We start from the raw sequence: 20,143 nt of genomic DNA, 5'->3' as shown, positions 1-20,143 counted from the left end.
GGGGGATCCTCACGGCTCGCGCCGTGACGTTTTCTGCTTCGTCGCCGACTGCCCGCCCGGAGAACTCCGTTGAGGTCTTACACCAGCTCCACAGACAGACGCCGTCAGCCCGACGGCCAGAAGGTTCTTCGCCGCGTTCACGTCCCGGTCATGGGTCGTCCCGCAGTCGCACGTCCAGGTGCGGACGTGCGGCGGCATCGTGTCCCGCAAGGCACCGCAGGCGGAGCACAGCTTCGAGCTGGGGAACCAGCGGTCGATCGCGATCACTTCGCGGCCGTACCACTGGGCCTTGTACTCCAGCAGGCTCCGGAACTCCGACCACGCGGCATCGGAGATGGCGCGGGCCAGGCTGCCGTTCTTCACCATGTTCCGAACGGCGAGGTCCTCGATCACGATCGTTTGGTTCTCACGAACGAGCCGAGTGGTGAGCTTGTGCAGATGGTCACATCTGCGGTCGGCGATACGGGCGTAGACCTTGGCGACCTTCCGGCGCGCCTTGGCCCGGTTGGCGCCGTCACCCTTGGCTTTGCGGGCAAGCTGCCGCTGAGCCTTCGCGAGACGTGCACGGTCATGCCGCTCGTGCCGGGGGTTGGAGACCTTCTCCCCGGTCGACAACGTCAGCAGGTGGTCGAGCCCGACGTCGATACCGACGGCCGCGTCAGTGGCGGGGAGCGGCTGAACCGCCGGATCCTCGACCAGCAGGGACACGTACCAGCGTCCGGCCGCGTCCTGCGACACGGTCACCGTGGACGGCGACGCGCCCTGGGGCAGCGGACGGGACCACACGATGTCGAGCGGCTCCGTCATCTTCGCCAGGGTCAGCCCGCCGTCCCGGAACCGGAACGCGCTGGTGGTGTACTCCGCCGACTTCCGCGACTTCTTCCGCGACTTGAAGCGGGGGTACTTGGTCCGCTTGCCGAAGAAGTGGGTGAACGCCGTCTGAAGGTGTCTGAGGGCTTGCTGGAGCGGGACGGAGGAGACGTCGTTGAGGTAGGCGAGTTCCCCGGTCTTCTTCCAGGCCGTCAGCATCGCCGACGTCTGGCTGTAGTTGATCCGCTCTTGCCGCGTCCATGCTTCCGTGCGTGCGGCGAGGGCGAGGTTGTAGACCTTCCGCACGCAGCCGAACGTACGGGACAGCTCAGCTGCCTGCGCGTCGGTCGGATAGAAGCGGTACTTGAACGCCCGCTTCACGTGGGTGGTCTTCATGGTTCACATGTGACCGCGTCAGTTTGTGACAGAGCGCGAGTGGTTGGGGGTGAACGCCTGTCCGCCCTGGCGGCGAACCGACTTTCCCCGCCCTGCTCCGCAGGAGCTTCGTTTCTCCCCCGCAAGCGGGAGGTACCCCCACCCCGCCCTAAAGGACGAGGTATCCACGAAGGAGAATTCCGATGACCGGGACCATCAAGCCGGGCAAGGCGACAGGGGTGTCCCCGTCACGGGGGCGGAAGGCGGCCGGAGGGGATGCCGCTCCGGTGCGGCTGCAAGCGCGGGGGCTCACCTTGGGCTATGCGCAGCGCCCGGTGATCGAGGGGCTCGACCTGGAGATCCCGGACGGTTCGTTCACCGCGGTCATCGGCCCCAACGGCTGCGGCAAGTCCACTCTGCTCCGGGCCTTCGGGCGGCTGATGAAGCCACGCGCCGGTGAGGTGCTGCTGGACGGCACCCCGATCCACCGGATGCCGACCCGTCAGGTCGCGCATCTGATCGGCCTGTTGCCGCAGTCCCCGGCGGCGCCCGAAGGAATCAGCGTCGCCGACCTGGTGGCCCGGGGCCGGCATCCTCACCAGAGCTGGTACCGGCGCTGGACCAGCGAGGACGAGGCGGTCGTGGCCCGGGCCATGCGGGCCACCGGCACCTACGAGTTGGCGGAGCGGAGCCTGGACGAACTCTCGGGCGGGCAGCGGCAACGCGTCTGGATCACCATGGTGCTCGCCCAGGACACCGAGTTGCTGTTGCTGGACGAACCCACCAACCACCTGGACCTGGCACACCAGGTGGAGGTTCTGGACCTGGTGCGGACGCTGCACCGGGACGTCGGGCGCACCGTGGTGCTGGTGCTGCACGATCTGACGTTGGCGGCCCGCTACGCGGATCGTCTGGTGGCGATGAAGGGAGGGCGCATCGTCACGCAGGGCACGCCACGGGACGTGCTCACCGAGGAGATGCTGGCGGAGGTCTTCGGGCTGCGCGCCCGGGTCAGGCACGACGAGGAGACCGGTTGCCCCCTGGTCATCCCGCTCAGCCGCTGAGCGGAACAGGACGGCTGAGCGGAACAGGACGGCGGACGGAGCCAACCGGGGCCGGAGCCGGGAATCGGCCACGCTCGACCCCTGCCGCCGGGGCCCGTCGGGTGCGGGTCCCCGGGCAGGGGCGAGAACGCTTCCGTACGGTCGCGAGTTCGGGAGGCGTGCCGATCCGACACGAGGGCCCACTCCCGCCGGGGGACGGGGTGGGCCTCACGCGAACTCCTGTGCTGTGCCGAGCCGTTTCAGCCGGCGGCGGTGTCGGCCGACGCCGTCCAGGCGGGCCGTCCCATCCGGGGCAGCGGTCGTCCGTCGCGGACCCGTGCGTACAACGCGATGTGACGGTGGCGCACCTGCACCTCGCCCAGCAGCGCGGCGTCGTTGTTCTCGATCATCTTGCGGGAGGCGGAGTTGGCCGCGTCGGGTTCGAACACCACGGCGTCACAGGCTCGGTCCCGGTCCAGGAACTCCTCGGTGATCTCGCCGATGATCCGGGACCCCAGGCCCCGGCCGGTGTCGGCCGTGTCGGCGATGGCCAGGTGGACGCTGAGGTCGTGGGGCTGAGCCTGGTAGTGGTGGCCGACGATGTCCTGGGCCATCCGGTAGAACTCCATGTAGGCGATGGGGCGCCCGTGCTGTTCGACGACGATGGGTCGTGAGTAGCCGGTGCGCAGCTGAGCCTTGATGTGGGCGTCCCAGCGCTCCAGTGGCCAGTCGTACTCCCAACCCTTGGCGGTGTGCGGCCGGTTCATCCACTCGCAGATCATCTCGATGTCGCCGTTGTCCGTGCGGGCGTCACGGAAGTGCAGTTCACCGCGGTGGAAACCGGTGGGCGGCGGTGGGACGGCAAGCCAGGAGGCGGGCAGTCCGTCGGGGGCGTAGCGGGGCAGTACAGGGGTGTTGGCATTCACGGGAGTGCTCCTTGGAGGGGGCGGGTGTCCGAGGTGCGGGGCTCCTGCGCGGGACATCTACGGCTGCCGGTCCGCCGGCTGCGTTCCGTCCGCCCTGCGGCACGCGGGGCGAGCGGAGCTCGGGACCACGTGGGCCGGCCGCTCAGGACGGGCCGGACGTCGTGAGGCGGCTGCCGGGGATTTTTCAGTACGGGAGGAGGCGGAGGCAAGCGTGCTCCCGTGAGGCGAAGATCACGTACCGCCGCTTCCCCGGGGGGCGAGGCCCTCGGCGACCGCGATGCGCGGTGCTACGGCCCGTGTTTGCGCGGTGGTGCCAGCGGGGGACGCACACACCTAGAGGATGATCAACTTAGGTAAGGCTTGCCAAAGTAACGATGAGTCGATTAGCGTCCTGTTTCAGCCAACTCGACTACTCGAAATGCCGAGTTGGCCGGGGGAACACGTGCTCCTGCGTCACGTCGTTCCCCGGCACGGCCCTGTCCCTGTGTGGGTGCCCGTGCCGTTCCGCACGGAGGGTCGGCCGGACCCCAGTCCGTGATGTCAGGCGCCGCCACCGGACGCGCACCACAGCGCTGACCGAGGGCAGGCGGCCCCCGTCCGCCCCGCGCGGCCACCATCCCCTGCCAGAAAGGGTGTTCTCCACGTGCGATCGCACATCCTCGGACAGATAGAGCTGGATGACCGCCGGCTTGCCCCGGACCTCGCCTACCTCGCTTCCGTGCCGCGTGGGGAGGAGGGCTACGACGAGTTCAGCAACGGGTACTGGAAGAACATCCCGCTGTGGAACGCCAGTGGCGACGCCCGGGACGACCTGTACCGGGACATCTCCTCGCCCGCCCAACTCACCGAGCACGGCAAGCAGACCGGCTACCTGCGGGAACTGGTGGAGCGCGTCTTCGACACCGACCGGATCACCATGGTCCGCACCCGCAACCTGGTGGACGCCGTGGTGATCCCCCACCGGGACTTCGTCGAGTTGGAGCGGGACGCCGAGCAGTACTTCCGGGTGCTGATGTTCCTGGAGCCCAACTCCGCCGCACTGCACTCCGAGGACGACACCGTGCTCAACATGCGCCCCGGGGAGATCTGGTTCCTGGACGCCGGGGCGGTGCACGCCGCCGCCAACTTCTCGGCGGACAGCAGGCAGATGCTCTGCGTCGACTTCGCCTTCGACGGCCCGTACGAGGAGGCGGACGTCTTCCGCGACAAGTCCTACCACCGACCCGGTGCCGAGCCCCGGATCATCGAGCGCCCCCAACTCCCCGCCGAGCGGCGGGAGGCGATCCTGAAGCTCGGCGAGGTGGTGGACCGCGCCAACTTCAAGGAGTTCCTCTTCCTCCTCTCCAAGGTGCACTTCCGCTACGACGTACCCGCCGAGGAGACCTACGGCTGGCTCCGCTCGATCGCCGAGTCCTCCGGGGACGACCTGCTGGTGCGCAACGCCACCGAGCTCCGTGACTACGCCATCGGCGCCCGCACGCTGAGCGAACGCTTCTCGTTGAGCTCCTGGTCCTAGGGGACACGGGCGCCATGGGGTGCGAACCGGCGCCCCATGACGGACCGCCGGGCGGCGGGGCCGCACACGGCGGCGACGGGACGGATGCCCCACTGCTGGGGAAAGAGCGATGAGGAGAGGCACGATGGGCGCGACGGACACCGCTGCGGCGGAGCGCGATCGCCGACGCAGACTCGCGGCGCTGCGCAAGCGCATGGCCGAGAGCGGCAGCGCGGCAGGAGGAGGCACGGAGCCCGAACCCCTGGCCTTCGCGCCCGGAGCGAAGACTCCGGCGAGCCCCGCGCAGCAACGGCTGTGGCTCCAGCACGCTGCCGACGCCACCGGTGCCGCACTCAACGTGGGCACCGCCCTCACCCTGCGCGGGCCCGTCGACGTCCCCGCCCTGACCGCCGCCGCCCGCACGGTCGCCGACCACCACGAGATCCTGCGGACCCGCTACGCCCTGACCGACACGGGCGAACTGCTGGCCGTCCCCGACCTGACGGCCGACACCTTGCCGGTGACCGTCACCGACGCCCGGGGCAGCGACCTGGACGCGCTGATCACCGCCGAACTGCGCGTCCCCTTCGACCTGGAGGCCGCGCACCCGGTACGTCTGACCCTCTACGCCGAAGGCCCCGAGCAGCACACCCTGTTGCTGACCGCCCACCACATCGCCTGGGACGACGCCTGCTGGGCGATCTTCTTCAACGACCTCGCCGCCGCCTACCAGGGACGCGCCCTCGCCCCGACGGTCCGCTACGCGGAGGCCGCCCACGTCATGGAACGCGAGCGCTCGGCGGCGCTGCCCGCCCTGCGCCGGCACTGGGCCGAGGCCCTGGCGGGTGCGGACCCGGCCACCGGGCTCGGCAGCGCCGCGGCCCAGGACCACACCGGCGCCTGTGGCTTCCACGAAACAGCCCTGGACGCGTCCCTGTCCGGGACGGTCGAGGAACTCGCCAGACGGTTCTCCACCACCCCCTTCGTCGTCCTCCTCGCCGCCTTCGCCGCGGGGCTGCGCCGCCACACGGGCAACGACCGGGCCGTGATCGGGACCCCCGTGACACAGCGGGACAGCGAGCTGTGCGCCCGCTCCCTCGGCTACTTCGGCAACGTCGTGCTGCTGCCCCTCGACGTTCCCGCCGGCCACGGCCTGGGCAGGCTCGCGGAGCGCACCGGGCACACCGTCGCCGACGCCCTCCAGCACCAGGACCTGCCCTACGGCGAAGCGGTACGGCTGCTGGGAGCCGCCGGTCGGCCCCGGCCGATCGAAGTCAGCTTCGGCATCGAGGACGCCGGAGTCCATCTGGCACTGCCCGGCGTGACGGTCGAGGCCCGCGCGGCGCGCGGCGGAATCGGCCAGGTCCCCCTGTCGGTGATGGCCCGCCGCACCCCGGACGGCCGCTGGGTGCTGCGCTTCGAGTACCTCGAAGACGCCTTCCCCGACGGCCGGATCGGCTCCCTCGCACAGACCTCCCTGCGGGTACTGCGAGCGGCCCTGCGGGACCCCGGAACCTCCTTCGCCGAACTCCCGCTGGTCACCGAGGAGGAACGCGAACTGCTCCTGGGTCGGGGAACCTCCCCGGCGTTCATCGGGCCCTGGCGCTCCGCGACGGACCGGATCGAAGCGCAGGCCGCCACCCGACCGACCGCGGTCGCGCTGCGCACGGCCGGGTCCACGCTGACCTACCGCGAGCTGAACGACCGCGCGACCGCCGTGGGCCGTTGGATCGCCGCCCGGGGCATCGGCCCCGAGGACCTGGTCGCCTGCGCACTGGGACGCACCGTGGACAGCGCCGTCGTCGCGCTCGGGGTCCTGAAGTCCGGTGCGGCGCTGCTGCCCCTCGACGTGGCACACCCGGCCGACCGCCTGGCGCGTCTGCTGGCCGAGGCGGCCCCGCGCCACCTGTTCACCAGCACCGACACCGACGACCGGGTACCCGCAGGTGCCGTCCCGCGGACCGTCGTCGACTCCCCCGCCTGGCACACCGAGCTGGAACCGCTCTCGGGTCCGGGCGAGCTGACCGATCGCGATCGGGTGCGCCCCCTGCGTCCACAGAACCTGGCGTACGTCATCTACACCTCGGGTTCGACCGGCGCGCCCAAGGGAGTGGGCACCACCCACGCCGCCCTCGGCGACCACCTGGAGTGGTTGACCGGCCACTTCCGCGACACCCACGACGAAGGCGAGAGGGTCCGCTGGCTCCAGCTGGCCTCGCCCGCCTTCGACGTCTCCCTCGGTGAGCTGTTGGGCCCGCTGTGCGTGGGCGGCGAAGTGCTGGTGCCCCGGGCGGGCGCCGAGGCCGACCTGGACCTGCTCTTCGCCGAGGTGGCCGCCCTGCGGGCGACCGTCGTCCACGCCGTGCCGTCCTTCTTGAACTACCTGGCCGCGGCGGCGCCGAAGAGGCCGCTGACCTCGCTGCGCTGGCTGCCGGTGGGCGGCGAGGCGCTGCCCGGCGAGCTGGCCGACCGGGTACGCGCCCGGTTCGGCAACGGCGGCAGGCTCACCCTGGGCAACTACTACGGCCCCACGGAGACCACCCAGTCCGTCACCGGCTACCGCGTCGAGGGTCCGCAGGGGCATCGCACGGTCCCCATCGGGCGCCCCAAGTGGGGAAACACCGCGCTGCTCCTGGACCCCGCGCTCGGCCTCACCCCGCCGGGCGAGACGGGAGAGCTCTACCTCGAAGGCAGTTCGCTGGCCCGCGGCTACCTGGGCCGCCCGGTGCTCACCGCCGAGCGCTTCGTGCCCAGCCCGCTCACCCCCGGCCGTCGGCTCTACCGCACCGGGGACCTGGCGCGCTTCGGCGCGGACGGTGAACTGGAGTTCGCCGGCCGGGCGGACGACCAGGTCAAGATCCGTGGCTTCCGAGTGGAACCGGGCGAGATCGAGGTGGCGCTGCGCGCCCAGGAGGGCGTGGAACAGGCCGTCGTCGTGGCCCGCGAACAGGCGGAGACCGGAACCGGGCTGGTGGCCTACCTCACCCCGGAGGGAGAGCAGGACATCGACCTGCCGGCAGTGCGGGCCCGACTGGCCGCCGCGCTCCCCGCCCACATGGTGCCCGGATCCTTCGTCGTTCTGGAGGCGCTGCCGCTGACCCCGGCCGGCAAGACCGACCGCCGCGCGCTGCCCGAGGCGCCGCCCGAGGAGACCGCCGCCTTCCGCCCTCTCCACGACGTCCTGGAGCGGGAGATCGCCGCGCTCTTCGCCGAGCTCCTCGCACCGGCCGGCGCACCGGCCGCCGAGCCGACGGGGGACGGTGCGCCGACGGTCGGCGGACGCCGGGTCGGTGCCGACACCTCCTTCTTCGAACTGGGCGGCCACTCGCTGCTGCTCACCCGTCTGCTGTCGCTGATTCGCCGTGGGTACGGCACCGTCGTCTCGGTACGGGACGCCTTCGCCCGCTCCACCCCCGCGGGGCTCGCGCGGCTGATCCGCGACGGCGCCGCGGACGATCGGGACCTCGGCCCCGCCCCGCCGCTGACCGCCCGGAACCGCCCGGAGACCGTCCCGCTGTCCTTCGCCCAGCAGCGCATCTGGTTCGTGGACCGGGTCGAGGCGGACAGCACCACCTACAACGTGCCCATCGCCCTGGACCTCGCCGGCCCGCTCGACACCGACGCGCTGCGCGGCGCCCTCGGTGATCTGCTGCTCCGGCACGAGAGCCTGCGCACCGTCTTCCCCGACCACGAGGGTGTCGGCCGTCAGGAGATCCTCAACGACCACCGGATCGAACTGCCGGTGACCCCGACGGGTCCCGAGGACCTGGAGTCAGCCCTCGCCGGGGCCGCCGCGCACCCCTTCGACCTCGCCCACGAACGGCCGCTGCGCGCAGCCCTGTTCCGCGTGTCCGGGCAGCACCACGTGCTCTCCCTCTTGCTCCACCACATCGTGTGCGACGAGGTGTCGGCACGCCTGCTCGTCGACGACCTCACCCGCGCGTACGCGGCCCGGCTGGGCGGCGGCGGCAGCCTGGACGGTGCCCCGGTGCTGGCCCCACTGCCCGTCCAGTACGCCGACTACGCCCTGTGGCAGCGGGAGCGGCTGGACGCCGCGGACGGCCCGGCCGACCGCCTGGCGGAGTTCTGGCGCGGCTACCTGGCCGATCTGCCGCAGGACACCGCCGTGACGCCGGACCGTCCCCGCCCGGCCCGACCCGACCCGGCCGGCGGCGTCGTCACCTTCTCCTTCGACGCCGACGTCCGCCGGGGCGTCGAACGACTCGCCGAGGCAACCGGTGCGACGCCGTTCATCGTGCTCCAGGCGGCCGTCGCCACCCTGCTGTGCAAGCTCGGCGCCGGCGACGACGTGCCGCTCGGCACCCCCGTCGCCAACCGGCCCGACGAGGCGGTGACCGAGGCCGTCGGACTCTTCGTCAACCTGCTGGTGGTACGGAACGACCTCACCGGGGACCCGACCCTGGAGGAGATCGTGCGCCGCGCCAGGGCGCGCGCCGTGGACGCCTACCACCACGCCGAGCTGCCCTTCGAGCGGATGGTCGAAGCCGCCGGGGCCGAGCGTTCGCTGAGCGTCAACCCGCTCTTCCAGGTACTGGTCCAGCTGCGGGACGAGGAGGACCTCACCCGGGCGACCGGCCGGCTGCACTGGCGCTCCCTGCCGCAGCACACCGCCACCGCCAAGTACGACCTCTCCGTCAACTTCGAGCCCAGCGGGGGGTCCGGCGGCTGGATCGGAGAGCTGATCTACCGACGCGACCTCTACGAAGAGGCCACCGTGCGGCAGTTGGTCGACCGGCTGGGCCTGGTGTTGCGCACCATGGGCAGGGAGCCCGGACGTCGGCTGCACGCCCTGGAACTGGTCACCGAAGCGGAGCGGCGGCTGATCCTGGACGAGTGGAGCCGCGGGCCCGAGGCCGCCCCCGAATCCGCCGAGACCCTGCCCGAACTCGTCGAGCGGTCCAGGGCCGCACTCGAACTGCCCGGCGCCGCCGAGCGGACCGCCGTGGAGTGCGCGGGCCGCACCCTCGACTACGCCGAACTCCACCGGCGCAGCGACCGGCTCGCCCGGCTGCTGTTGGCGCGCGGCGCGGGACCGGACCGCTTCGTCGCCATCGCCGTACCCCGCTCCGTCGACATGGTGGTCGCGCTGCTCGCGGTCGTGAAGACCGGAGCCGCGTACCTGCCGCTGGACCTGCGGCTCCCGGCCGAACGGCTGGCGTACATGATCGGCGACGCCGCCCCCGTCGTCGTGCTCACCCGCTCCGACGCCGTGGCCGACCTGCCCGACGCCTCCGCGGCGCCGTTGCTGGCGCTGGACGGTGCCGAGGCGACGGCCGAACTCGCCGGGCAGTCCGACGAACGGCTGCCCGCGGAGGTGGCCCACCGCGCCCGGGGCCAGAACATCTCCTACTTCCTCTACACCTCCGGGTCCACCGGCGTGCCCAAGGGCGTGATCGGCACCCAACGGGCCTACGCCGCCCGGCTGGCCTGGCAGCCCCTGCGCTACCCCGTGGCGGAGCCCGACGTCCGGCTCTGCCAGGGCTGGCTGAGCTTCCACGACGGCGGCTGCGAGATCCTCGCCGGCCTGATCGCCGGGGCCCGTCTGATCGTCGCCGACGAGGCCGAGGCCCGCGACGTGGGCAGCCTGACCGGTCTGCTGGAGAACAACCCGATCGGGCAGGTCACTGCGGTTCCCACCGCCATCAACGCGCTGATCGGCGTCTCCCCGCAGGCGTGCCGCTCGGTGCCCCGCTGGATCAGCAGCGGCGAGCCCATGACGGCGACCCTGCTGCGCCGGCTGCGGGAGGTCGCACCGGACGCGGAGATCGTCAACAACTACGGTGCCACCGAGCTGAGCGGCGGCGTCGTCCGGGGGCCGATGCACCGTCACGGGCTGCACCTGGGCACCCCCGTCGACGGCGCCCGGGTGCTGGTCCTGGACCGCCACCTCAACCTCTGCCCGCCCGGGGTGCCCGGCGAGGTCTACGCCGCGGGCCACCAACTGGCCCGCGGCTACTGGAAGCGTCCCGGCCTGTCCGCCGCCCGTTTCCTGCCCGACCCCTACGGCGACGTCCCCGGCACCCTGCTGTACCGCACCGGGGACCGGGCCCGCTGGAGCCGGGACGGCCGACTGCTCTTCGACGGCCGCACCGACCACCAGGTGAAGCTGCGCGGCATCAGGCTGGAACTCGGTGAGATCGAGGCCGTTCTCCGCCTGGCGCCCGAGGTGGCGCTGGCCGCCGCCCGCACCCACCGGGAGAACGACTCCACCCTGCTGGCCGGGTACGTCACCCTGGCCGACCAGAGCGTCGATCGGGACGCGGCGCTGGCCTCCGTCCGCGCGCACCTGGCCCGGGAACTGCCCGTCTACCTGCATCCTTCGGTGCTCACCGTGCTGGACGTCATGCCGCTGACCGGTTCCGGCAAGCTGAACCGGCCCGCCCTGCCCCTGCCGGACCCGCGTACCTCCGGCACCCGGCAGCCCCCGCGCGGCGCCACCGAGGAGGCCGTCGCCGCGCTCTTCGCGGATGTGCTCGGCACGGCGGACATCGGGCGGGAGGACGGCTTCTTCGCCCTCGGCGGGGACAGCATCGTCTCCGTCCAACTCGCCAGCCGGGCCCGTGCCAAGGGACTGCGGGTCACCGCGCAGATGGTGTTCGAGAACCCCACCGTCGCCGAACTGGCCGAGGCGTGCGAACGCGCCGAGGCCGACGACACCCGCGGCCGTGCAACCGCTCCGGGCACGCCGGCTCCGGACACCGAGGTCTCCGGCCTCGACAAGGACACCCTTCAGGCGCTGCTCGGCAGCTGGAAGCGAGCCTGACATGCCCTCCGCGACACCCCCCACCCAAGCAACCCCGCCCCCGGCGGGACCGTACGGAAGCTGGAGCACCGAGCCGATGGAGTCGCTGTCCCTTCAGGACGCCGAACGGCGCTTCGGCGCCGGGAGACCCGAGACGCGGAAGCTGATCTGCGTCGTGGGCGCGGGCCCCAAGGCGCTGGCCACCGCGGCCAAGAGCCAGGTGCTCCGGGAACTGGGCGTGGACGCGCCTCGCGTGCTGGTCGTCGAACCCTATGACGTCGGGGCCAACTGGACGGCCGTCGGCGGGCGCACCAACGGCCGCCCCCGACTGTCCACCAGCCCGGAGAAGGACCTCGGCTTCCCCTACGCCTCCCGGGGGCACGGCACCGAGATCGACGCCGCGGTCAACACCCGGATGCAGGAGTTCTCCTGGACGGCGTTCCTGGTCTCCACCGGCCGCTACGCGGCCTGGGTCGACGCCGGACGCCCCAGTCCGCGCCACGCGGACTGGGCCGCCTATCTGCGGTGGGCCGCCGAGAACGTCGACTTCCCCCTGGTTAGCGGCTGGGTGCGGGGGTTGGAGACCTCCGGCGGCCAGTGGGAGGTCACGATCGAAGGCAACACCGGAGGGTCCGCCGTCCTCTGGGCCGACCGGGTCATGATCAGCGGGCCGGGTCCGCACGACGGCCGGCTGGCGAGCGACGCGGTCTGCAGCATCGAGGAGTTCTGGCGGCTCGGCCTGGACACCACGCTGGTCGACCCCAGCGTCGCCGTGGTCGGCGGAGGAGAGACCGCCGCCGCCGTCGTCGAGGACCTGATCCGCCAGCACTCCGGCCGGACCACCGTGATCAGCCCCTACCCCGTGGTCTACAGCCGGGGCGAGGGCTTCTTCGAGAACGCCCTCTACTCCAGCCCCGAACGCTGGCGCGAACTGCCGGAGCACGACCGCCGCGAGGTCATCGCCCGTACCGACCGGGGGGTGTACTCGCCCCGCGCCATCGAAGCCATCGCGACCGAGGCGGCGGTACTGCACCAGCAGGGCACCGTCACCGCCGTGCGCCGGGCGGGAAGCCAGGTGGAACTGACGCTGCACAACCCGGGCCGCGCCGAACGCACCTGCCGCTTCGACGTGGTCATCGACGCCACCGGAGCCCGCCCCGACTGGTTCCTGGACCTGCTGGGCAACCGGGCCCGCACCGCCGTCGCAGCGATCGTCGGCGACGCCCCCGAGACCGCCGAAGCCCTGGAGCGACACATCCGCACGGACCTCTCCGTCGACGGCCTGCTGCCCAAGCTGCTGCTTCCCACCCTCGCCGCCTACGCGCAGGGCCCCGGGTTCGCCAACCTCAGCTCCCTGGGGCTGCTGTCCGATCGCGTCCTGGCGGAGAACCAGGACTCCCCCGCGCCCGCCACCCGGCCGCGGGTCTCCCTGCCGGAGGGCGGCACGCCGGCATGACGCACACCGAGCAGGGTGCCCCGCCCCGGGGCACCCGGAAGGAAGACGCCCCGCGGCCGGCCCGCCAGGACATCGCCGTCGTCGGCCTCGCCTGCCGGGTGCCCGGCGCCGACACCCCCGACGAGCTGTGGCGCCTGCTGGCCGAGGGCCGCCGCCCCGACGGCCGCGCGCCCGAAGGCCGCTTCGCGGCCGCAGAAGCACCGGCCGAGGTGCGCACCCGGATCGAACAGGGCTCTTACCACCCGGACGCCGGGCGCTTCGACGCCCGTCTCTTCCGCATGTCCGACCGGGAAGCCGCCGCCGTCGACCCCCACCAGCGGTGGACGCTGGAGCTGGCCTGGACCGCCCTGGAGGACGCCGGCCAGGATCCCTCGGCACCGCGCGAGCGCGGCCTCGGCGTCTTCGTCGGATCCATGGGCGCCGACTGGGCGATGGAACACGCCGCCGGCCGCCGCGGCGCCATCGGACCGGGCACCCTGGCCGCCACCGCGCCCTCGATGATCGCCGCCCGGGTCTCCCACGCCTTCGGGCTGCACGGCCCCAGCCTCGTCGTCGACACCGGGCAGTCCTCCGCGCTGGTCGCCGTCCACCACGCCGCGCAGGCCATCCGGGCGGGCGACTGCGCCGGAGCGCTGGTGGCCGCCGTCAACCTCAACCTCTCCACCGAGAACGCCACCGCCACCGCCTCGTTCGGCGGCCAGTCGCCCTCCGGCCGCGCCACGCTCTTCGAGGACGACGCCGACGGCTACGTACGCGGCGAGGGCGGCGCCGCCGTCCTGCTGCGCCCCCTCGCCGACGCGCTGCGCGACGGGGACCGCGTCCACGCCGTGCTCCGGGGCAGCGCCGTCACCCACGACGGCTCCGGCACCCTGCTGGTGCCGGCCCCCGAGGCGCACGCCCGGACCATCCGACGGGCCTGCGCCGCCGCGGAGGTCGACCCCGCGGCCATCGGCTTCGTCGAACTCCACGGCACCGGCACCCCGGTCGGCGACCGCGCCGAGGCCGACGCCCTCCGCCGGGTCTTCGCCCGCCCCGGTGACACCGGACCCGCCGTCGGCTCGATCAAGACCACCGTCGGCCACCTGGAGGGCGCGGCCGGACTCCTCGGCCTGGTCAAGGCGGTACTGGTGGTCGCCCGCGGGACGGTGCCGGGCACGGCCGGGCACCGGGGCGGCGAACTGGCCCGCCGCCTCGCCGACGACGGCATCACCGTGCCGGCTTCCCCCGTGCCGTTGCCGCCGGGAGCCCTCGCCGGCGTCAGCTCCCTGGGCATGGGCGGCACCAACTGCCATGTGGTGCTCGCCCCGCCGCCGGTGCCCGCGGACCCCTCCTCCGGGCACCCGGGCGGCGGAGCGCGGACGCCCGTCCCCGAGGCCGTCCCCGTGACGCTGTCCGCGGCCTCCCCCGAGTCGCTGCACGCCACCGCCGCCGCGCTGCGCGACTGGGCCGAGGCACAGGGCGAGTTGCTGGCCCGGCCCGGAGCCCTGGCCTCCGTGGCCCGCACCCTCACCGCCCGGCGCGCCCGGCTGTCCCGGCGTGCCTCCTTCACCGCCCGCTCGGCCGCCGAACTCACCGCCCGCCTGGACCGGATCGCGCAAGGCGTCCCGGGGCGCGCCGTGCACTCGGGCGCCGGGGCGCGCACCCGTACCGCCTTCCTCTTCCCCGGGCAGGGCGCCCAGCGGCCCGGCATGGGCGGCCGGCTTCTCGACCTGCCCGGCTACTCCGCGCGGTTCGACGCCGTGGCGGCACACGCCGACCCGCTGCTCGACATACCGCTGCGCGAGTTGACCCGGGTCCGCGACGCAGCGGGGGAAGACCATCCGCTGCACGGCACCCGCTACACCCAGATCGCCCTGTTCGCCCACGGGGTGGCGCTCAGCGGCCTGGCCGAGGACCTCGGCGTCCGCGCCGACGTCCTCGGCGGACACTCCGTCGGAGAGCTCACCGCGGCCCACGTCGCGGGCGTCCTCGACCTGGGCGACGCCGTACGGCTGGTGGTGGCGCGCGGTGCCGCCATGGCCGCGGTCGAACCCGTCGGCGCGATGGTCTCGGTACGGGCCGAGGAGAGCCGGGTGCGGGAGACGCTCGCCGCCCTGCGCTCCGAGGTGGAGATCGCCGCTCTCAACGGCCCCGCCTCCACCGTCATCTCCGGAGACCGCGCCGCCGTGCTCGCCTGCGCCGAGGCCCTTCGTGCCCGTGGACACCGCACCCGGCAGCTTCCGGTCCGCCACGCCTTCCACTCCCGGCACATGGACCCGGTGCTGGCGGAGTTCCGTGCCGCAGCCGCCGCGATCGCCTACCGCAGACCGGCCCGACCGGTGCTGTCCAACCTGAGCGGGCGGTTCGCCGAGGGCGGGGACCTGACCACCGCCGACTACTGGGTGCGGCACGTGCGCCACACCGTCCGCTTCGGCGACGGCCTCGCCGCACTGCGGGCCGACGGCGTCCGACTCTGCCTGGAACTCGGTCCCACCCGCACGCTCACCCCTTTGGTGAGGGCAGCCGGGGAAGACGGCCCCGAGGTGACCGCCGCCTCCTTCGGACACGAGGAGGACTCCGAGTACGTCGCCTTCCTTGACGCGCTGACGCTCGCCCGGTCCCACGGCCACGAGGTGCGGTGGCACGAGCTGCCGGGTCTGGACGGCCCCGGGTGGACCCCGCTGCCCACCTACCGCTTCACCGGACGCGACCACGGGTTTGGCGGGCAGGCCGCAGCCGCCTCCCGCCCGTCCGCCCCGGCGGCCGGAGCCCCGGGGCCGGCGGCGCAGGCGCTGCGGGACCCGCTGGCCCTGGTGCGTGCGGCGATCGCCGAAGTACTGGACGTCGCCGACGTCCACGCCCGGTCGGCCGACACTCCTCTCGCCGACCTGGGAGCGACCTCGGTCGACGGCCTGGAGCTGCGCGCCGAACTGGCCTCGCGCACCGGCCTGGACCTCGCCGCGTCGCTGGTCTACGACCATCCCACCCCCCGCGCGCTGGCCGAACACATCGCCGCCCGCCTCGGGCGGCGCCACGACGAACCGCCGCGTCCCCCCGCCCCCGCGGGACCGGTGCGGCACTCCACCGACTCCGAGCCGGAGCCCGATCCCGTGGTCATCACGGCGGCGGCCTGCCGCTATCCCGGCGCGGTGTCCTCCCCCGAGGAACTGTGGCAGCTGGCGTCCTTCGGGCCGCACGCCGTCGGGGGCTTCCCCGACGACCGGGGGCAGCACTGGTCCGACGAGCGGATACGGGTCCGATCCGGCGGATTCCTGGCCGACGTGGCGGGCTTCGACGCCCCCTTCTTCGGCATCTCACCGCGCGAGGCCCGCGCCATGGACCCGCAGCAGCGCATCATGCTCGAACTGTGCTGGGAGTCGCTGGAGCGCGCCGGGATCGACCCCCGCTCCTTGCGCGGCACCGAGACGGCGGTGTTCCTCGGCGCGATGGCGGGCGACTACGCGCAGGCCGCCCGCGAGGCCGGCGACGAGCTCGGCGGACACGAACTGACCGGCACCTCCAACGCCGTCCTCTCCGGGCGCATCGCCTACCACCTGGGCCTGACGGGACCGGCGCTGACCGTCGACACCGCCTGCTCCTCCTCCCTGGTCGCCCTGCACCTCGCGGTTGGCTCGCTGCTTCAGGGCGAGTGCCAAATCGCCCTGGCCGGCGGGATCACCGTGATGTCCACCCCCAGGATGTACCGGGACTTCCAGCGGCTCGGCGGACTCTCCGCGGACGGTCGCTGCCGCCCCTTCTCCGCCGACGCCGACGGCACGGTGTGGAGCGAGGGAGCCGGCGTGGTGGTGGTGACCCGCCGCTCCGAGGCGCGTCGCCGGGGCCTGCCGGTGCTGGCCGTCGTCGCGGGCAGCGCCGTCAACCAGGACGGGGCCAGCAACGGCCTGACGGCACCGAGCGGCACCGCGCAGCGCCGGGTCATCGAGCGGGCGCTGGCCGACGCCGGCCTGCGCCCCTCGGACGTCGACGCCGTGGAAGCGCACGGAACGGGAACCGTGCTGGGCGACGCCGTGGAGGCGCAGGCACTGATCGACGGCTACGGCACCGACCGGGCAGCCGCGGGCGGCGACCCGGCGGCCGGCCCGGGCCCCCTGCGCATCGGCTCCCTGAAGGCGCTGACCGGGCACACCCAGGCCGCCGCGGGAATCGGCGGGGTCATCACGCTCGTCGAGGCACTGCGCCACGCCGAACTGCCGCCGACCCTGCGCGGCACCGAGCCGACGCCCAAGGTGGACTGGCCGTCCGAGACCGTGCGGATGCTCACCGAGCCGGTCCCGTGGCCGCGGGGGAGCCGCGTCCGCCGGGCCGCCGTCTCCTCCTTCGGCATGAGCGGCACCAACGCCCACCTCATCCTCGAAGACCCGAACCCGGTCCCGGGTCCGGAACTCCCACCGGGAACCCGCTCGCCCCGGACCTCCCTGCCGTTCGTCGTCTCCGCCGCCTGCCCGGAAGCGCTCGACACCCAACTGGGCCGGCTGGGCGCGGCATTGGCCGGGCCCGGACCGGGGCTGCCGGAGGCCGCCCGTACCCTGGCCACCCGCCGGGCCGCGCTCCCGCACCGGGCCGCCGTCGTCGCGCACGACCGCGCCGGGCTGCTCGCCGGTCTGGAGGCGGCGCGGACCGGGACGCCGCGGGAGGGTGTGGCACGCGGCACCGCGCACGCCGAGTACGCCGTGGCCTTCGTCTACCCCGGCCAGGGCTCCCAGTGGCCCGGGATGGGCCGGCGGTTGCTGCGGGAGGCCCCGGCCTTCGCCCGTGAAGTGGATCGCTGCGCGGACGCCTTCGCTCCCCATGTGGGCTTCTCCGTCCCGCGTCTGCTCGCCGGGGAGGAACCGGCCGCTGTCGCGGACTCCCTGGCGGGCGTCCAGGTGGCGCTGTTCACGATGATGGCCGGGCTCACCGCCCTGTGGCGGAGCAGCGGGGTGGAACCGGACCTGGTGCTCGGCCACTCCCAGGGGGAGGTGGCGGCGGCCTACGCGGCCGGGGCCCTGACCCTTGAGGACGCCGCCGCCGTGGTCGCCACCCGGGCGCGGCTGCTCTCCTCCCTGGCGGGTACCGGCGCCATGACCGTGCTCGGCCTGGACGAGGACGAGACCAGGCGGCTGCTGGCCGGGCGCCGTGACGGCTCGGTGGAGGTCGCCGTCTGCAACGGCCCGGGCAGCACCGTAGTCTCCGGGCCGCCGGAGGCCGTCGAGGAGCTGGCCGACCACTGCCGGCGCGCCGGGATCCGCACCGTCGCGGTCGCCGTCGACTACGCCTCGCACTCCGCGATGGTGGAGCCGGTTGCCCGGGCGCTGACCGACCGGCTCGCCGGGATCGTGCCGCGCCCGGCCCGCGTCCCCTTCTTCTCCACCACCCGGGCCGACTGGCTCACCGGCGCCGAGGTGGACGCGGGGTACTGGTACGAGAACCTGCGCGGCACGGTCCGCTTCGCGGACGCGGTGGCCGCCGTCAGCGACACCCGCCCCACCGCGTTCGTCGAGGTCAGCCCGCACGAGGTGCTCACCGCGCCGATCACCGCGGTGCTGGACGGTCTGAGGGAGCGGCCCGCGCCCGTCGTCGGCAGCCTCCGCCGCGAGCAGGGCGGCTACCGCGACTTCCTCGCCCGACTCGGTCACGCCTGGACCCAGGGCGTCCCGGTCCGCTGGGACGACGCGTTGCCCGGGGGGCCCAGGTCGCGTTCCCGGGACGGCACGGCGGAGGCCGCCGACCTGCCGCCCACCCCCTTCCGGCACCGGCGGTACTGGATCCGGACGGACGCCCCGGCTCCCGCCCGGCCGGTCCTGCCGGCCCCGCCGCCTGCCGAGGGGGCCGCCCCCGGCCGGGCATCGGCCCCGGCGGACGCCGAGGCGGCCGTGCTGGCACGGGTCACCGAGGTGCTCCAGCTCCCGCCCGGCCGGGCGGCCGAGGCGGGCGAACGTCCCTTCCGGGAACTGGGGCTGGACTCGCTGACCACGATCGATCTGCGTCGCCGCGTCCGGGAGTCGCTCGGTGTGCTGGTGCCGATCGACGTCTTCCAGACCCATCACACCCCGCAGCGGCTCGCCCGGTGGGTGCGGGACCAGTTGACCACCACCGAGGAGGAGCGGCGCGATGCCTGAGACAGCACCAGGATGGACCGAACTGACCGCGGCCGACGCCGCGTTCACCGAGGAGCGGCTGCCCGGCCTGCTCGACCGGCTGGCCGAGTACCCGTTGGCCGAGCTCGAATCGTCCGCCAGCCCGGTACTGCCGCTGTTCCGTGCGGCGGGCGGCCCCGGGCTGCTGATCCCCGCCCGCCACGGCGGCCTGGGCCTGGACTGCGGTGAGGCGCTGCGGGTGCAGTCCGCGCTCGCGACCCGCTCCCCCTCGCTCGGCGTGGGCACGATGATGCACCACCTGGCGGTGGTCTCCTTCGTGGAGTACCTGCGCGTCCGTGTGGGTGACGACGCGCCGCAGTGGTCGCTGCTGGCCGCCGTCGCCCGCGACCGCCGGCTGCTCGCCTCGGCTTCCTCCGAGGCCCGCCGCGGCGACGACGCCCTCGTGCCGCGGACCACCGCCACCGCCGTCTCAGGAGGGGAGGAGTTCCTGCTCAGCGGTGCCAAGAAGCCCTGCAGCCTGGCCCGTTCCATGGACCTCCTCACCACCAGTGTCCGTGTGTGCTCCGAGGACGAGCGGGACGGCACGGTCGCCCTGGCGGTCATCCCCGCCGGCCTGGACGGAATCCGGGTGCGGCCGTTCTGGAACAGTCCGGTGCTGGCCGCGGCCGAGAGCGAGGAGATCGTCCTCGACGAGGTGCGGGTGCCCGCCGTGATGCTGTTGCCCGGAGGGCACCCCGAGCGCGGCATGGACGAGCTCCAGACCCGGGCCTGGATCTGGTTCGAGATCCTCGCCTGCGGCACCTATCTGGGCACCGCCCAGGCGCTGTTCGACCGGGCCGCACACGCCGCGCGCGCCGATCGCCGGGCCCTGGGGGAGGCGGCCGCCGACCTGTACGCCGGGCGTGCCGCCTGCGCCGCAGCCGCCGCGACCTTCGACGCCGGCGCCTCCGCCGAGCGGGCCATGGCCGCCGCACTGCTGGCCCGGCTGCACGTGGAGGAGCGCCTGCCCGAGCTGTGCTCCCGGCTCGCCCGGCTGCTCGGCGGACTCGCCTTCGTCACCGGCCCGGACCCCGCCTATCTGCTGTCCGCCGCCCGGGCCCTGGCCTTCCACCCGCCCGGTCGGGTGCCCGCCGCCGACTCCGTCGGACGGCACCTGGCCGGCGAGCCGCTCGACCTTTCCATCTTCTGAGGAGCACGA

8 protein-coding genes are annotated in these 20,143 nt (G+C 73.7%); 6 read left to right on the top strand and 2 right to left on the bottom strand.

Annotated features, from left to right (window positions below):
• Window positions 1-9 precede the first annotated feature (9 nt).
• On the bottom strand, window positions 10-1,206 hold the full coding sequence (locus tag ABT092_RS10895; protein WP_351242171.1) for an RNA-guided endonuclease InsQ/TnpB family protein: 1,197 nt from the start codon (window positions 1,204-1,206) through the stop codon (window positions 10-12).
• A 182-nt stretch (window positions 1,207-1,388) separates the two neighbouring features.
• On the opposite strand from ABT092_RS10895, the gene ABT092_RS10890 reads away from it, so the two are divergent.
• Complete coding sequence (locus ABT092_RS10890) at window positions 1,389-2,249, top strand: ABC transporter ATP-binding protein (protein WP_351242169.1); 861 nt, start codon at window positions 1,389-1,391, stop codon at window positions 2,247-2,249.
• Window positions 2,250-2,488: 239 nt separating this feature from the next.
• Here the strand turns inward: ABT092_RS10890 and ABT092_RS10885 are convergent, their stop codons facing one another.
• A complete protein-coding gene (locus ABT092_RS10885; RefSeq protein WP_351242167.1) occupies window positions 2,489-3,154 on the bottom strand; it encodes a GNAT family N-acetyltransferase in 666 nt (221 codons plus the stop codon).
• Window positions 3,155-3,797: 643 nt separating this feature from the next.
• Here ABT092_RS10885 and ABT092_RS10880 point away from each other — a divergent pair.
• The 5 genes from ABT092_RS10880 (at window position 3,798) to ABT092_RS10860 (ending at window position 20,134) form a co-directional block, all read left to right on the top strand.
• Window positions 3,798-4,670 (top strand): aspartyl/asparaginyl beta-hydroxylase domain-containing protein, encoded by an 873-nt coding sequence (locus tag ABT092_RS10880; protein ID WP_351242165.1) that lies wholly within the window; start codon window positions 3,798-3,800, stop codon window positions 4,668-4,670.
• A gap of 124 nt (window positions 4,671-4,794) precedes the next feature.
• The gene (locus ABT092_RS10875; RefSeq protein ID WP_351242163.1) at window positions 4,795-11,433 is read left to right on the top strand and encodes a non-ribosomal peptide synthetase; all 6,639 of its coding nucleotides are present in this window, start codon (window positions 4,795-4,797) and stop codon (window positions 11,431-11,433) included.
• A gap of 76 nt (window positions 11,434-11,509) precedes the next feature.
• Window positions 11,510-12,868 (top strand): SidA/IucD/PvdA family monooxygenase, encoded by a 1,359-nt coding sequence (locus ABT092_RS10870; RefSeq protein WP_351242161.1) that lies wholly within the window; start codon window positions 11,510-11,512, stop codon window positions 12,866-12,868.
• Window positions 12,865-18,966: a type I polyketide synthase gene (locus ABT092_RS10865; protein ID WP_351242159.1), complete on the top strand. Its 6,102-nt coding sequence runs from the start codon at window positions 12,865-12,867 to the stop codon at window positions 18,964-18,966. Before ABT092_RS10870 ends, ABT092_RS10865 begins: the two co-directional genes overlap by 4 nt.
• Window positions 18,959-20,134: an acyl-CoA dehydrogenase family protein gene (locus ABT092_RS10860; RefSeq protein WP_351242157.1), complete on the top strand. Its 1,176-nt coding sequence runs from the start codon at window positions 18,959-18,961 to the stop codon at window positions 20,132-20,134. The genes ABT092_RS10865 and ABT092_RS10860 overlap by 8 nt, the downstream gene beginning before the upstream one ends.
• The last annotated feature ends 9 nt before the right edge of the window (window positions 20,135-20,143 follow it).

This window comes from Streptomyces sp. NPDC002490 (genome assembly GCF_040296045.1).
In the GTDB taxonomy this organism is placed as follows: domain Bacteria; phylum Actinomycetota; class Actinomycetes; order Streptomycetales; family Streptomycetaceae; genus Streptomyces.
The sequence above is the reverse complement of the archived record's forward strand: the minus strand, read 5'-3'. Positions and strand labels throughout refer to the sequence as shown.